We start from the raw sequence: 15,216 nt of genomic DNA on the forward strand, positions 1-15,216 counted from the left end.
CATGAAAACTTAGGTTAAAACATGGATAGTATGGGAATTGCACCTCAATTGTGACTATCAATTGGGGTGCAGACCATTATTAGTTATCTGCTTTATTCTTTCTTCTGTTATCTAGTAAAAAATAACTCTCAAACTTTCATCATACTTTTCCACAATCGCACTTAACATCATATCCTCTCGTACATACATATACCCAAGTACTCAGTGACACACATAAGAATACAATTTAAGACATATAAATAAAGGTGGCTTAATAAACTCTAAAAGCAAAATTTAGAAAATCTTCACTTTTTGCTAAGAAAAAAATTAACTTCGTTATATATACTTATAGAAAAAGGAAATAATTGAAACCGTTTGAATATTTGAAACGTATTGATAGTAGGAAAGAATATTGAAGTAGGTGAGGAAATGGCATACACCATTTACATAGTATTAACAAAAACAGGTACATTATTATCAAAAGCAATAGGCATGTATACTGGAAAAGAGATGAACCATGCGTCCATTGCTTTTGATGAGGAGCTCTTTGAAATGTATAGCTTTGGACGTAGACAGCTAAACAATCCTTTAAGTGGAGGCTTTTTGCAAGAAGATGCAGACAGAGGGCTATTTGAAACAGCTGATTGTGTCATTTATCGTTGTAAAATATCTCACTATCAATACTTAGAAATGATGAAAATCGTACGTTATATGTATTGGAATCGTGATCGCTATAAATATAATTTTATTGGACTCTTTGGCGTTATGATGCAAAGGGAGGTTCGAAGAGAGCGTGCTTACTTTTGCTCGCAATTTGTGGCGACGCTTTTAAAGGTTGGGGGGCTGAAAGTTTATCAAAACCCAGCATTAATGACACCTCATTGTATCGGACAATTACCATATTTAGAAAAAGTATATGCTGGAAAGTTAGCAGACTATTTACAAAGTGTGCGATCGCCAGCAATGTTATACGGTTAGGGAGAAACCTCGAATCATTCTAATTATTATTAACTTCTTTCAGTGGGTACTCAAACACCTGCTGAAAGAAGTTAAAGCCAATTTCGGACGCAATTATGCCAAGGCATAATTGATCCCTCGCTATCTATCTAGATATCCTCCAAGGCTTAGTACTTTACGGTCTTTCTAGGTTGATGTTTATACAGAATGACATTGTATATGATACTTAAGTCTCGATAATTTACTCGATGTCCATCACCGAATAATGAATATAAAACTATTCTGTTATAAAATTAAAGGTAGTCAAGTTGGGTATTATTCTCTTTGGAGTATATTATATACTTTAAAGTAGAATCTGAAGTGCGAAAGCAAAGCGGCAGCTACAGATGTTTTGTGTAGCGAAAGCAAAGCGGCAGCTACAGAAGTCTTCCACCACTTTAGATGGAGAGGTGAAGGCAGGTTTGAGTTACTTATCGGCGGGTGTGCAAACTGCAAATAAAGAAGTTGAAAAAATACATAGGGGGCGTTATGGATGAGTGAGGAATTAAATACAACTGGCTGGGATGCGATTGATCAGGAACTGTTAAAAGTTTACGGAGATCAGGAGCCAAAGCATTATGGAACCGTTATTCCTTATTTATTAGGGGGCGAAGATCCGCTTGAAGGAATTAGTGCCTATAAGAGTGAGACACCAGTTCCACACTGGCATTTTGTCACTTATGGATTTTCTGAGTTATATGAAAAAGAATCAGAGGACGCTGACTACAGCGGATATGGGTTTGAGTTATCATTTCGTCTTGTTCGAAGTGAAGATGAGGAGGAGCCACCAGCATGGGCGTTAAACTTGCTACAAAACATGGGCAGATATGTGTTTAATAGTGGCAATGTTTTCAGATCAGGTGATTATTTGGATGCGAATGGTCCAATCTGCCAAGGAGCCGACACACGTTTAACGGCGCTGGCATTTACATTAGATCCTGAATTGCCTGCTATTGATACACCAAATGGACAATTGGAGTTTATTCAAATGGTAGGGATTACAGGCGACGAGCTTGAGGCGATGCAAACTTGGAATACTATTGGGGTGCTAAATGCAGGTCTTGAGTATATCCCTAGCTATGTTACTGATTTGTCTCGTACATCTCTTTTACAAACTCCATCCATTGCCGAAGTGGTAGAGAAAGGAATGGCGGAAGAAGGCTCTAATACTGGCTATTTGTTCGTGGACCAATTGACTTGGGAACAAGGGAAAAAGGGATGGTTCAGCAAAGAGTCTAATAAGTTGACGCTGGGGGCAAAGCAAGCGGAAATAATCGGCAAACTATTACGCGGACGGATATTAAAAGGGAAAAGCCTGACGCTAGTTGGTCGAGAAATACGAATTGTATTTGAGCCAGCTGAACAATGTGGGTATAACGTGGAGGAAGCGGATGTAACCATCACTTTAAATGACAAGGCCGTTATGGAACTGAATCAAAGCTTGCTACCGCAAGAACAAGAGTTTGAAGTATCCTCTATACCGGGGCTTTCCATCCAAATTGCAAAAACGTATATTAAAGATCAGCAAGGAAACGTTGTGGAAACAATCGGATGATAAGATATCGTCTCCCACTAAAACGAACAGTATATCCAAATGATGTACTTTGGGTTCGTTTTTAAAGTGGGGGATTTTTTATTTAATGGAATAAGATAGGTTTAATTATAGGAGGATATGAATGGATTGGGCAGAAGTTAGTAAATTTAAGGATATAGAGGTGGTACGGGTGGCCGTGAACCAGCTTAACCCAAATGAACGCGATTCTAGAGGAAGAACGCCGATAATGCTTTTTGTAACGAATCGAATGCCGGTTGAAGGTATTAAGCTTCTCCTAGAGAGAAACGTAGATTTAGAGGTTGAGGATAAGTTAGGAAATACGGTCCTAAAAAAGCGGTCAAGTTCAAGCAAGTGAAAATGATTAAGCTACTACTTGAATATGAAGTGGAGTTGAATTCCCCTAAAGGTATTTTAGCGACAGCTTGGAATGCAGCAAGAATGAACAATGCCATCGCTGATTTGTTGTTGAAGACTAAAGGGGCTATCCGACTTACTTTAAATTCAGAAGAACAACGTGAAGTAGACAATATTTTATATGAAGAATCTCAAGATAAGATGTGCAGCATGATTAGAGTGCTGTCGTCTTCGGTGATTTTGCACGCTATTGTAAATGGCTATAACTGGGATGATGGACCGGAGCCAATGTTTGCAGCTCTTGAAAATCAGGCATGTGCGGAGATTACTCTACTTGACATGTATGAGCTAATGGAAGGCGATTATTGGTTGGAGCAGGATGAGGAAGAATTGTCGGACTCCTCGTGGAAAATATGTTGGAGAAGATTAGCAGAAAAGCTAACGAAGAAAATCAATGGATTAAATTGTGAAATTTAGTACAGAAGCAAGAGAAGAGATTGGAAATGAGTAAAAGAATTTATTGAATGTAGGAGATTTATGCGTATGAGGGTAGATGCTGAACTTCGCGGGCAGTTAAAACAATTGAAGACTATAAGTGAGATGGCTGAAGAGTGGGTAGATGTTGAAATATTTAATCCAGTACTTTTAGAGCGTGAGCAGTTAGGATATAGCATGGATCTTGAGGGTAACTCTCTTTAAAGGTTCATGGCAAGCTGATTGGCTTGTTATTGGGCATAGAAAACTGACTGGCGATCCGATTATTATAGAGACAGCCGAGCCTGGGCAACCAGTAGCTGTTCTCATGCATGGCATGGGGGATTGGCATGCAGGACGTTATCTAGCTAGTTCAGTTTTACATTTTCAAATAGCGATACAGCAATTTATAGAACTTATTGCTCAGAAAAATGATAATCAATCGACTTGGAAAATAACTTGTATGGAGCTTGAACAAGTAATGGCAAGGATTGTGTCAGCAGATGAATACGCAGATAAAGATTTATGGGAGTCTTTATTAGACCCTGCTTTTCAAGCGGCTCAAGGCATGGAGGCTCATTTAATCAAACAAGTGTCGGAAATGAGTAAGTGTGGAATGATGATTAAAGAAATTGCTGGCAAGTTAAATCTACCATTGAAGGAAGCCTATGGTTATTTGAAAAAGGTCAAAAGCCTTCAAGGTTGAAATTGAATTGTGAGATGACGGGGTACCGATTTCAATAGCAACATGGGGAGGTAAAGATAGCTACTCACATGAAAAAGCAAAAGTATTATTTTGAATGGGGTGTCCTAAATGAAGAATCATACAAAAAGAGCATTGAAAATCGTTGATATTGCCAAAGAGCCTTTAGAGAAATTACCATACATAACTGCAGCATCAAAAGGAGCGGGTATTTCCTATGAGTGGCTTCCTATATATTGGGGAGAGGTGCTTGGATTACCGGAGGAGTTGGATGCGCTAATTGTTGCTTCTGATTTACAAGGAATCTCGGGTCATAAACACAAGCAGGCAGAAGAAATTCCGAAGTTATTGGGGGAGGAACTTGCGGAGGTGCTTTCCCTGTTGTTTCAAATCCATTTACCAGATGTGGACCCTGCCAAAGTGATGGTGTGCTTATGCGGAGATTTATACACTGATCTAACGAAAAGAGGGGCAAGCGGTAATCCTTTGCCTGTATGGAGAGCTTTTCAGAGTCATTTTGGATTTGTCACAGGCATCTCAGGAAATCACGACCTATTGACGAATAAGGAACAAACTGAATTGGATTCTACCTCAGGTATTTATTATTTCTCTGATGGCGGGGCGATAATGCACGCAAACCTTGCAGTAGCAGGACTCGGAGGAATCATCGGGAGGGTGGACAAACCGAATCGTATGAGAGAAGTCGATTATTTGGAAAAACTTAGAGGTATTTTAAGGCAAGCTCCCGACATTCTGCTACTTCATGAAAGTCCAGAAATTTGCCCTCAAGGTCTGCATGGAAATCCACTTATTTGGAATGAATTACAGAATGCTGCAGAACTTTTGGTCTGCTGTGGTCATGTTCATTGGGAGATACCATTAGTTGAAACTAGTGAAGGGCTACAAATTTTAAATGCAGATAGTCGTGCCTTTATCTTTACAGCTGCAACTCTAGATTAGAAATGATACGCTAAACGGACGATACTTGGCGGTTGTCAGTGTCTTGATGGATGACAGGTTACGACCCGACTTATCCATTAACTTCAATAATGATCACTTGGAGGTAGGAAGTTGAAAATCATAGTGTCTACTTTGAAGGAGATAATTTGTCTATATTTCTTAATCCTGTCACTTCTTTACCTAATAATAAGAATCACAATGGTTGTCCTAACTAAAGCATTCGATTTTGTCACCCTTTCAAGAACATTGGAATCGAACTTGGGGATCTAGCATGGTCTACAGATATCATAATGGGCTTTATATGCTTTTTTGCTTCAACGTTATATTTTAAAAATAGGATACTTTCTTTTAGCATTTTTTTAGTGACAATGTTTTTCGATGTCAATATTGCTATTTATGATGTTGGGTTCGACAAGCCTAATGCCTATTTCAGACCCATCATTCAAAGGAAAATAGTACCATGACACAGTAATATTGGACGTTACAGTTTACAAGGAGTCATATCATTTACTTTATAAAGCAACCAATTCAACAAGTAAAAGTATTTCTAAAGACGATATCGAAACAATCACCCTTTTTAACAATGCAGATTATAAAATAAGTGCTGATGGAAAAACGTTGTCTTACAGTAAAGTAAAATCTCTTTAGAATAAGATTACTTCGATAAACTGCGTTGTTCTTTATTTTAGCTTGAGAAACTGCCCTGGTATCTCAAATTATTTAGCAATATTCTTTATTTATCCAAAAACTCCGAGCAGATCATTTCGCCTGTTCGATAGGATAAACATTTAGCACTGTAGGAAGATCGGTATAAAATCTCTTTACTTTTGATTAAAACTTTTACCAGAAACCAAACCATTATAGTCCAATCTTTTCTGCTATAATGAATGATTGTAGAGATAGGGGTGATAAAAATGCATATCGTCGTAATTGAAGGCGTACCATATGATTGGTTGAAGCAATTACAGGAAATTCATGCACATGTATTTGATGGGGCGAATTTACCACTAGAAAAACTTGAAAGTAAAGAAGGACTCATTTGTTTATTAGCTGTAGAAAATGAAGATATCATAGGCTTTAAACTAGGCTATACACATCCTGATGGCGTTTTTTACAGTTGGTTAGGCGGTGTCTGTGAAAAGCAACGTGGTCAAGGAATCGCCAGTCAATTAATGAGGCGACAGCATGAACATCTACAGGCACTTGGATTTAAAAAAGTTCGTACATATGGTAGAAATGAGCGAAAAGCAATGCTCATCACAAATCTTAAACACGGATTTGATATTGTTTCCACTTTTGTGGATAAGAAAAATCGACATAAAATAGTGTTTGAAAAAACGTTGGAATAGGAGTTTTATGATGAAGGCATACTTAGCAAATGGATTATTTTCTTTAGGAGATCGTTTAGTCAATGAGCAGCTCGCTGCATCAATAAGAGAGGCGGTACCTGGAATCGAATTATATGTCCCACAGGAAAATGACGCGATCAATGACAAAACAGCCTATGCAGATAGTTTGGCGATTGCACAAGCAGACTTAGAGATGCTGCAAAATAGTGATGTCTTAGTAGCTGTTTTAGACGGTGTAGAGATTGATTCAGGTGTAGCAGCAGAAATTGGTGCTTTTGCAATGCTGAATCGACCAATCGTAGGTGTCTTTACAGATGTTCGTCAACAAGGTCGGGACAATATGATGAAAATTGAAGCACTTGTGCGGGACGGAATTGAAAATCAGTTTGTTTATCGTAATTTATTTGTTATTGGCTTAATTAAGCGTACGGGCGTAATCACAACTTCCATCGCTGAAGCTGTCCAAGCCGTTCAAAAATATAAAAAATAGGAGGAATTTTATATGTTACTTTCAACAACAGATAATTTGGTTGGAAAAGAAATTGTAGAAACACTTGGCTTAGTAAAAGGTAACTCCGTACAATCAAGAAATATTGGTCGCGATATGATGGCGGGACTTCGTAATATTGTTGGTGGAGAGATGAAGGAGTATGCAGAAATGCTCGTTCGCTCCCGAGAAGTTGCCACGCAAGATATGGAGGAAGAGGCAAGACGATTAGGGGCAAATGCTATTGTTGGAGTAAGGTTTTCTACTTCCTCAGTCATGGATGGTACATCAGAGGTATTAGCATACGGAACAGCGGTAAGAGTAAGGGAATAATCCACTAAAGACTTCAAGCAACAAAATTTTTGAGAATGGTCAATGAAATTTTGTGAATGTGATTTAAATGAGAGTAATTTTCGTCTAGGCTACACATTTTTGCATAAATACTCATTTTACTGAAGTTTCGTATCTGTAGCGAAAGCGAAGCGCCAGCTACAAAGCGCTCAGTCGGAACGGAAATCAACCCCTCGCTTTGCCGAAAAGTAACTGACATTTGTAATTTCATTGACATAATAATAAAGGACTTCAATCACTAAGATTGAGGTCTTTTTTATCCGCTCATACGGAATTAATTGTAAAAATAAAGTGAATTATTACAAAAGTATAGTCTGTTCATAGTGTTTTGTTGATAATTAGTATATGCCAATTATATCAATAGTAAAGAAATTTTGTAGTTAAAAGGACTACTAATGTCCACCTTATTTTGTATAATAATCAAGTAAATATGAAGAGAGAGTGGGATATATGGTAGATTCACAACAAAACAAAGGCTATCGAGTCATTTCAATGTTTGACAGACTAATGGATGGTCAAGGGATTAATAAAAAGCAAGAAGCATTTACACATAATGTTGGTGAAAAAACCATACAACGGGATTTGAATGAAATTCGAGCGTATCTAGAAAAAGCAAAATTGGATTGCCATTTAGAATATGTACGGAAAGAAAAAGTGTACAGGCTGACGAATACAGGAGAAAGAATTTTAACGAAGGAGCAAGTTTTAGCGATTGTTAAAATTCTTATCGAGTCAAGGGCGCTGCTAAAATCAGAAATGAGCGATATTATAGATAAGCTTATTTCGATTGTTGCGGCCGATAAGCAGGAATTCATTCATAAAATTATTTTAAACGAAAAATATTTGTACGTAGATTTAAATCATAAAAAGTCTCTATTGCATTTAATTTGGGCTCTTTCAGAGGCGATTCAAAAAAAGAAAATTATTAAGATTGATTATTTATGTGAAGGTGAAATAATTCCTACAGAAAAGATTTTGAAACCTCTCGCCGTCATTTTCTCAGAATACTACTTTTATTTAATAGCATATGATAATAAGCAGGAAAAGGATTTACCCATTGTCTATCGAGTCGACCGTATACAACATTTTCAAGAGCTCGATAAAAAGTTTCAAATACCATATACCAAGCGTTTTCAAGAAGGGGAATTTCGTAAACGCATTCAGTTTATGCATGCTGGTGAACTGATGCGGATCAAATTTATCTTTAAAGGAACAGCCCCGCAAGCCGTGTTAGATCGCTTACCAACAGCAAAAATAGTATCAAAAAGGGATCGACAGTATTTATTTGAAGCAGAAGTTTTTGGACATGGTATTAAAATGTGGCTACTAAGCCAAGGAGCAAATATTGAAGTGCTAGAACCAATTGAGCTAAGAGAAGAGATCATTGACACGATTCAATCGATGCAGCAAAATTATCGCTATATAATATAAAGGCAAAAGCTATCTTAAAATAAAAAGTAAAAAATCCGCAAAGAATTCTATCGAAGCGGATTTTTTTATGTTTAAGAATCAATTTAATAAAACCCTTTAACTTTTAAATTCAAAAAATTCTTACATATGTATATTTCTGCGCGCTATAATTGGGCATATACTGAATTGATAAAGGATGACAATCATATGACACATAATCATGAAGAAAAAGAGATATTTTATCCAGATGGAACATTGATGTATCGCGGCGGTGTAAAGAAAAATGACTTTGGTCATGACATTTATGATGGAAAAGGTACATTATTTGACCAAGAAGGTGAGCTGTTATTCGAGGGAGAATTCGTCAATCATATGAAGCAAGGGAACGGCGTCATGTATCTAAAAGGACAAATGATTTATAAGGGAGAATTCATTCAAAATAAAAAACAAGGGAATGGTATTTTATATAAGGATGGTCACGTATATTATGAGGGGCACTTTCGTAATGATTTAATGGAAGGTTACGGAATCTTATATTATGAGGAAGGTGGAATTGCTCCATTTGAAGAGCTTCGTGCACAGTATCCGCATTTAAATCAGCCACAATATGAGGGTGATTTTGTTCATGGTATGAAGAAGGGCAAGGGAAAACAATACTATCCAAGTGGTTTTTTACAATATGAAGGTGATTTTATATGGAATCATATGCAAGGTGCAGGAAAGCTTTACTATGCGCCAGAGTCTCCAAGTGCTAAGGAGCTTGCAAATGGTGTAACAACGCTTCAGTATGAGGGTTATTTCTTTGAGGATATGAAGCATGGGAAAGGTAAGAATTATTCCAGACAAGGTGTGCTACTATCGGACGGTCAATTTAAAGAGGATGCTATGACAGGACAGGGTACGCTTTATTACGCAAATGGACAGGCTTCTTATATAGGGGAACTTGTAAATGGAGAAAAGCACGGTCGAGGAGATTATTATAATGAAGAAGGAAAAATTATTTATAGCGGTGAATTTATTAACGGTGAACGTTTACGAATTACACCAAAAATAGAGCGAGAGATTGAAAAATTACAGAAGCAGCTTGATGGACTTGTAGGACTTCCGAATGCCAAGAAGGAATTACATAATCTGATCAATTTCATTAAAATTCAAAGCTTACGTGTTGATCATGGCTTAACCAGCTTCCCAATCACCTATCATCTTGTATTCTCTGGAAATCCAGGTACAGGAAAAACAACAGTGGCGCGTATCATAGGCCAAATATATAAGCACCTAGGTGTACTCTCGAGTGGCCATTTTGTAGAAACTGATCGAGCAGGCTTAGTAGCAGGATATGTTGGCCAGACGGCTTTGAAAGTTCAAGAAGTTGTGAATAAAGCAAAGGGTGGCGTACTTTTTATAGACGAAGCCTATTCACTAATCAATGATAAACAGGATGCATTTGGGAAAGAAGCGATTGATAGCCTCTTAAAGGCGATGGAGGATTTACGCGATGATTTAGTTATTATCGTTGCTGGTTATACAGAGCTCATGGAGGAATTTTTGCTGGCCAATCCAGGTTTTAAATCCCGTTTTAATCATTTTGTACAGTTTGATAATTTTAGCACGGATGAGCTATATGATATTTTTGCCATGCTTTGTAAAAATAATGATTATCAATATGGTGAAATCTTTGCACACCATATGAAGGAGCAATTGCATCAAATTCCAGTCGAATCCATTCCGAACTTTTCGAACGGTCGTTATATCCGAAACTTATTTGAAAAGCTCGTGACTATTCAATCCAACCGTCTAATTCAACAGCAAGACATTACAAGAGACGAATTAATGGAGTTTACAGAGAAAGATATTTTACTAGGCATAGCAGAAAGTCTATTTGATAACACATTTTAACTTTATAGCCGATTCCGGATGCAATGAGGCCAGGGATTTATAAAACCTGGCCTCAGCTGTGGACCTAAGAATAAATAGAATCAATAAAATGAAAAAAGGAGATTAAAGATGAAAAAACTTTTAGCTATTATATTAGTAGGGGCATGTATTTTACCAAGAGTAATGACTATAAATGTAACGATCAGCAATAACATTAAAGTTCCTAAAAAAGCAGATTGAAAAATTGACAAAAAATGAAAGTAGTAGTAATCTAACACAAAAAAATACGATACCGTATCTTATTGGAGAGATGACATGCAATTAACGAGAGAAGATTGGATAAAGGCAGGATTGCAACAATTAGCAGATGAAGGAATACATAAAGTTCGGATCGAAGCACTTGCTAGATTACTAAAAATAAGTAAAGGGAGCTTTTATCACTATTTTCGTGACCATCAAGAGCTGTTAGATTCAATGCTCGACTATTGGGAAGTACATGCCACAAAGTTGATTGTTCAAAGTATGGAGCAACAGGAGGCCTCCTTAGAACAGCTATTACAAATTAGTTTTAATCGAGATAAAAAAATGGAGATTGGTATTTATACTTGGGCCAAATATGATCCTGTTGTTGCAGCGCGCTTAGTGGATATTGAAGAACAAAGAATTTCTTGTGTTGCGAAATTGTATCAAAAAAAAGGCATAAACAATGCTGAATCAATAGATAGAGCGAGACTTGCCTATTTAACGTATGTGGGATGGATGACAAGGTTTGAAGAAAATCCTAATTTTGATATTGATAAAATGGTTGAGCTTTTAACTTCTTTCTGCGGTTAACCAAATGTAAAGACGCCGGAGGATGTTACGGAATTATGCCTAGGCAAAATTAATTACATGATATAAACGTCCCTAATATGGTTATAAAACCTGAAGGGGCAAAATTTTTACTGTAACATACGATATCGTATGTTTTGCGGTTACAACATTGGAGGGAACTATATGAGATCAATTTTACCATTATTAGCTGTAGGGTTTTTGTGGTTTATCGGTTTTTTGCATATGTATTGGGCTTTTGGAGGTCGATGGGGTTCTACCGCTGTTCTTCCAGTAAGAGAGGGAGAACATACACCTGCTTTTACTCCGAGAAAATGGGGAACATTATTTGTAGCCACTCTTATTCTATTTGCTAGTTTTATTATCATTGTTCAAGGTGATTATTTGCAGAGCTTTCAAGCAAATAGTCTATCTAAAATCGGAAGTATTGTCTGTGCTATAATTTTTACTATTCGAGCGATTGGTGATTTTAATTATGTTGGATTTTTTAAAAAAATAAAACATTCACAGTTTGCTAAATATGATACTTGGATCTACAGTCCATTATGTTTGTTTTTTGGATTTGTCTATATATTACTAGTGTTTTAAAATGAGTGACAGTAAGGGAGAAATAATAGGGGGAAACACTAATGAATCAAACGATTTACTTACTACGTCATGGTGAAACGGAATTTAATACACAAGGACGATACCAAGGAGAGCTTGATTCTCCATTAACAGAAGTGGGTGTACATCAAGTACAACAAAATGCTCTATTGCTAAAAAGTTTAATTGGAAATCCTAATGAATGGAAAATTTTTTCGAGTCCATTAGGAAGAGCCATGCAAAGCACTGAGATAATTTGTGAAACAATTGGATATGATTTGAAGAATGTTGAAAAAGATAATCGTTTAACCGAGGTTGCTGTAGGACAGTGGGCTGGGTTAACCACGAAGGAAATTGAAAGTTCCTGGCCTAATCTTTTCCATAACACAGACGTCTATAACTGGTATTTTAATGCGCCTAATGGAGAAGCTTATGACTCAGTGGTGAACAGATTAAGTGCTTGGCTAAAAGACATTCAACAGATTCCGAAAGTTATTGCGATTTCACATGGTCTAACAGGTCGTATTTTACGGGGAGTATATGCAGATTTAAAAAAGGAAGATGCACTGAAGTTAGAAGTATCTCAGGATGTATTTTTTAAATTAGCGAATAAAACCATATCGAGAATTTGTTCGGATTTCGATGATTTTTATTAATAAAAAATCAGCCTTAAGATTTTCTTCATAAATTACCTACAGGAATATTCATAAATGCCTCCTATTATAATGTGTGGGGGGCGTTTTTTTTATGAAAAAATTTGTCTTATTTTGTTTTATATGTGCAGCCACATTTTTTTATTATTACACAAATCACACAACAACGGACCAAACGCAAATAGAGCTACCTTCGTTGCATAGTAAAAATGCACTGTTGCTGAATGAAAAAGGAGATGTATTATACGAAAAAAATGCAGACGACATTATTTTTCCTGCGTCATTAACTAAAATTATGACAGCAATTGTTGCCATTGAAATGACTACTGATCTGCAAAAGCAAACAATTGTTAAACCACAAACAATTTCAAAATTTACTGCTCAAAATGCTTCCATGGCGGGCTTTAAGGCAGGAGATTTTGTGACGATAGAGGATTTATTACATGGCACACTGCTTGCTTCTGGAGCGGATGCTACAGGAACACTGACGGAAGCGATGGCAGGTAGCGAAGAAGCATTTGTGACATTAATGAATAATAAAGCGCATGAATTAGGGTTGAACGATACTCATTTTGTCAATGCCAGCGGATTACATGATCCCGCTCATGTCTCTAGTGTCCGCGATATTAGTAAGCTCTTTCGTTATGCTATTGAAAATCCTACCTTTTATCAAATTTTGACTTCAAAAAGCTATAGTACCCATGTACCTAATGAATTAACAATCACAAGCTCACTTTTAACGAAAATACCAGGAGGGGAAGGGACAATATTGGGAGGAAAAACGGGCTACACACCTGAAGCGGGCCTATGCTTAGCCTCGATTATTGAAAAAGATGATAGAAAATATATTTTCGTGACGACTAATGCGAATGGGCAGGCGTGGACACCACCATTTCATATTGAAGATGCCCTTACAGCGTACGATGCGCTCTAGGAGGGAAAAAAATGAAAAATTTCTAACTTTTTAATTGTTTCATTCGTCTTCATATTAGGGTGCGCTCCACAAGCACCCTAAAAAGGCGTCGCGGAGCCTTTGACAAAAGCTAACAGGTATTCATGCTTGGGAATACAGTCGATTAAATCATTAAGGTAGGAGGTGTTACACCCAATAAATAAATGATAATAAATGATTTTCATCATCTATTGCTTACGCTACCACAGGGAAATTTTGATGAAGAAAGTTGAAAGATTTTTTAGAAAAGAAATTTTTATTCACAAAAACTAGTTGATTCCTACTATTTCCTGGAAGAATCTATTGTTCTATAATTAGAGTCGAATCCTATACTTTTATGGAAAAAACATACGAAAAAGACATCTATGAAAAGGCGGTGTAGAACAATGAAGAAATTTTTACCCTATGCTATTATTTTGACATTTTTAATCAGTTTTGTGTTTGTAGATAATGCTTCTGCAAATGCTAAGAGTACACCCGTAATTCAATCAGTAGCCAAAGACACAGCAGTTTATATAGAACCTTCCGTAGAAAGTGCCGTAATCGGTCAAATAGCGAAGGGTAGTTATGTAACCGCTACATCTGTAAATGGAGAATGGACTCGAATTAAAGTAAAACAGCTAGAGGGATATGTTGAAACGGCTGCATTAGTAAGCGTTAAATCTGAAAAATATGTAGTGAAACAAAAAGGTGGAACAACTTTATTTACATATCCAAGTCCAAGTGCACAAAAAGCGGGGCAGCTTTATGAAAACAGTATGATCTTTGTATATGGTTCTGCACCTGGAGGTTGGTCATTTGTCCAATACGGTTATCAAACAGGTTATGTTGCAACGAATTCTTTAAAGAAACCTGTTGCAACAAAGAAACGAGTTAATGCTGCTAAAGGGGCTGAGCTTCATTTAACAGCTAGTCCAAGTGGCGAGGTTCTTGGTACACTTGCCAATAAAACAGTAGTTCAGCAATATACAACGGTAGCAGGCTGGGCTTATGTAGAAGCAGGCGAACAAAAGGGCTATGTTAAAGTGTCGGAGCTGGCAAATATTCAAATAGCCGGTAATAAAGTATACAATAAAGGCGTGCCGGTAGCGAAAGGGCAAAAGAAGCGTGTGGCTTTAACATTTGATGATGGGCCCAATGCAAAAGTTACGCCACAAATTTTAGCGACTTTAAAGAAATATGATGCAAAGGCTACATTTTTTATGGTTGGGCCAAATGCCTCTAAAAATTCAGCAGTCGTAAAACAAGTTTATGAGGCTGGCCATGAAATAGGCAATCATACATGGAACCATCCTAAATTAACAGCTTTATCGACAACAACTGTTAAACAAGAGGTTGATCGAACTAACAATGCTATTTATGCAGCAATCGGTCAATATCCAACGGTTTTCCGTCCACCATATGGTGCAACGAATGATAAAGTTCGTTCCGTCATGACGATACCTTCTATTCTATGGTCAATCGATACATTAGATTGGAAGCATCGCAATGCTGATAAAATATTAACGTATGTGAAAGAATCAGTGAAAGATGGCAGCATTATTTTAATGCACGATATTCATCAAACGACAGCAAATGGTTTGGAAAACGTAATTCTATACTTGAAAAAGCAAGGCTACGAATTTGTAACTGTTAGTGAAATATTACAATAAGCTATAACTGATAAAATGAGCCGTGTAATTGTCCATATTAAGACATTGCA

The 15,216-nt window shown here is 36.9% G+C and carries 17 protein-coding genes; all 17 read left to right on the forward strand.

The window, feature by feature from the left end; genetic code table 11:
- Positions 1 to 408 precede the first annotated feature (408 nt).
- Positions 409 to 957 carry a hypothetical protein gene (locus MWJ95_RS13875; RefSeq protein ID WP_249074528.1) on the forward strand — a complete coding sequence of 183 codons (549 nt, stop codon included), beginning with the start codon at positions 409 to 411 and terminating at the stop codon, positions 955 to 957.
- 511 nt (positions 958 to 1,468) lie between these two features.
- Entirely contained in the window at positions 1,469 to 2,530 is a 1,062-nt protein-coding gene (locus MWJ95_RS13880) for a suppressor of fused domain protein (RefSeq protein WP_249074529.1), read from the forward strand.
- A gap of 121 nt (positions 2,531 to 2,651) precedes the next feature.
- Positions 2,652 to 2,885 carry an ankyrin repeat domain-containing protein gene (locus MWJ95_RS13885; protein WP_249106112.1) on the forward strand — a complete coding sequence of 78 codons (234 nt, stop codon included), beginning with the start codon at positions 2,652 to 2,654 and terminating at the stop codon, positions 2,883 to 2,885.
- Positions 2,886 to 2,887: 2 nt separating this feature from the next.
- Positions 2,888 to 3,361 carry a DUF4274 domain-containing protein gene (locus MWJ95_RS13890; RefSeq protein WP_249106114.1) on the forward strand — a complete coding sequence of 158 codons (474 nt, stop codon included), beginning with the start codon at positions 2,888 to 2,890 and terminating at the stop codon, positions 3,359 to 3,361.
- A 66-nt stretch (positions 3,362 to 3,427) separates the two neighbouring features.
- Positions 3,428 to 3,583, forward strand: a complete 156-nt coding sequence (locus MWJ95_RS13895) for a hypothetical protein (RefSeq protein WP_249106116.1) — start codon at positions 3,428 to 3,430, stop codon at positions 3,581 to 3,583.
- Entirely contained in the window at positions 3,564 to 4,064 is a 501-nt protein-coding gene (locus MWJ95_RS13900) for a hypothetical protein (RefSeq protein WP_249106118.1), read from the forward strand. Before MWJ95_RS13895 ends, MWJ95_RS13900 begins: the two co-directional genes overlap by 20 nt.
- Before the next feature lie 108 nt (positions 4,065 to 4,172).
- The gene (locus MWJ95_RS13905; RefSeq protein WP_249074532.1) at positions 4,173 to 5,021 is read left to right on the forward strand and encodes a metallophosphoesterase family protein; all 849 of its coding nucleotides are present in this window, start codon (positions 4,173 to 4,175) and stop codon (positions 5,019 to 5,021) included.
- A gap of 914 nt (positions 5,022 to 5,935) precedes the next feature.
- Complete coding sequence (locus MWJ95_RS13910) at positions 5,936 to 6,370, forward strand: GNAT family N-acetyltransferase (protein WP_249074533.1); 435 nt, start codon at positions 5,936 to 5,938, stop codon at positions 6,368 to 6,370.
- A gap of 7 nt (positions 6,371 to 6,377) precedes the next feature.
- Entirely contained in the window at positions 6,378 to 6,860 is a 483-nt protein-coding gene (locus MWJ95_RS13915) for a nucleoside 2-deoxyribosyltransferase (RefSeq protein ID WP_249106120.1), read from the forward strand.
- A gap of 12 nt (positions 6,861 to 6,872) precedes the next feature.
- On the forward strand, positions 6,873 to 7,190 hold the full coding sequence (locus tag MWJ95_RS13920) for a YbjQ family protein (protein ID WP_249074535.1): 318 nt from the start codon (positions 6,873 to 6,875) through the stop codon (positions 7,188 to 7,190).
- Between the two features lie 468 nt (positions 7,191 to 7,658).
- Entirely contained in the window at positions 7,659 to 8,639 is a 981-nt protein-coding gene (locus tag MWJ95_RS13925; RefSeq protein ID WP_249074536.1) for a helix-turn-helix transcriptional regulator, read from the forward strand.
- 186 nt (positions 8,640 to 8,825) lie between these two features.
- Complete coding sequence (locus MWJ95_RS13930) at positions 8,826 to 10,514, forward strand: AAA family ATPase (RefSeq protein ID WP_249106122.1); 1,689 nt, start codon at positions 8,826 to 8,828, stop codon at positions 10,512 to 10,514.
- Between the two features lie 294 nt (positions 10,515 to 10,808).
- Positions 10,809 to 11,327: a TetR/AcrR family transcriptional regulator gene (locus tag MWJ95_RS13935; protein WP_249074538.1), complete on the forward strand. Its 519-nt coding sequence runs from the start codon at positions 10,809 to 10,811 to the stop codon at positions 11,325 to 11,327.
- A 162-nt stretch (positions 11,328 to 11,489) separates the two neighbouring features.
- The gene (locus MWJ95_RS13940; RefSeq protein WP_249074539.1) at positions 11,490 to 11,912 is read left to right on the forward strand and encodes a DUF3995 domain-containing protein; all 423 of its coding nucleotides are present in this window, start codon (positions 11,490 to 11,492) and stop codon (positions 11,910 to 11,912) included.
- 41 nt (positions 11,913 to 11,953) lie between these two features.
- Positions 11,954 to 12,565: a histidine phosphatase family protein gene (locus MWJ95_RS13945; RefSeq protein ID WP_249074540.1), complete on the forward strand. Its 612-nt coding sequence runs from the start codon at positions 11,954 to 11,956 to the stop codon at positions 12,563 to 12,565.
- Between the two features lie 91 nt (positions 12,566 to 12,656).
- The gene (locus MWJ95_RS13950; protein ID WP_249106124.1) at positions 12,657 to 13,496 is read left to right on the forward strand and encodes a D-alanyl-D-alanine carboxypeptidase family protein; all 840 of its coding nucleotides are present in this window, start codon (positions 12,657 to 12,659) and stop codon (positions 13,494 to 13,496) included.
- Positions 13,497 to 13,900: 404 nt separating this feature from the next.
- Positions 13,901 to 15,166: a polysaccharide deacetylase family protein gene (locus MWJ95_RS13955; protein ID WP_249106126.1), complete on the forward strand. Its 1,266-nt coding sequence runs from the start codon at positions 13,901 to 13,903 to the stop codon at positions 15,164 to 15,166.
- The last annotated feature ends 50 nt before the right edge of the window (positions 15,167 to 15,216 follow it).

The sequence above is a fragment of the Lysinibacillus sp. Bpr_S20 genome (assembly GCF_023337835.1).
Lineage (GTDB): Bacteria > Bacillota > Bacilli > Bacillales_A > Planococcaceae > Lysinibacillus.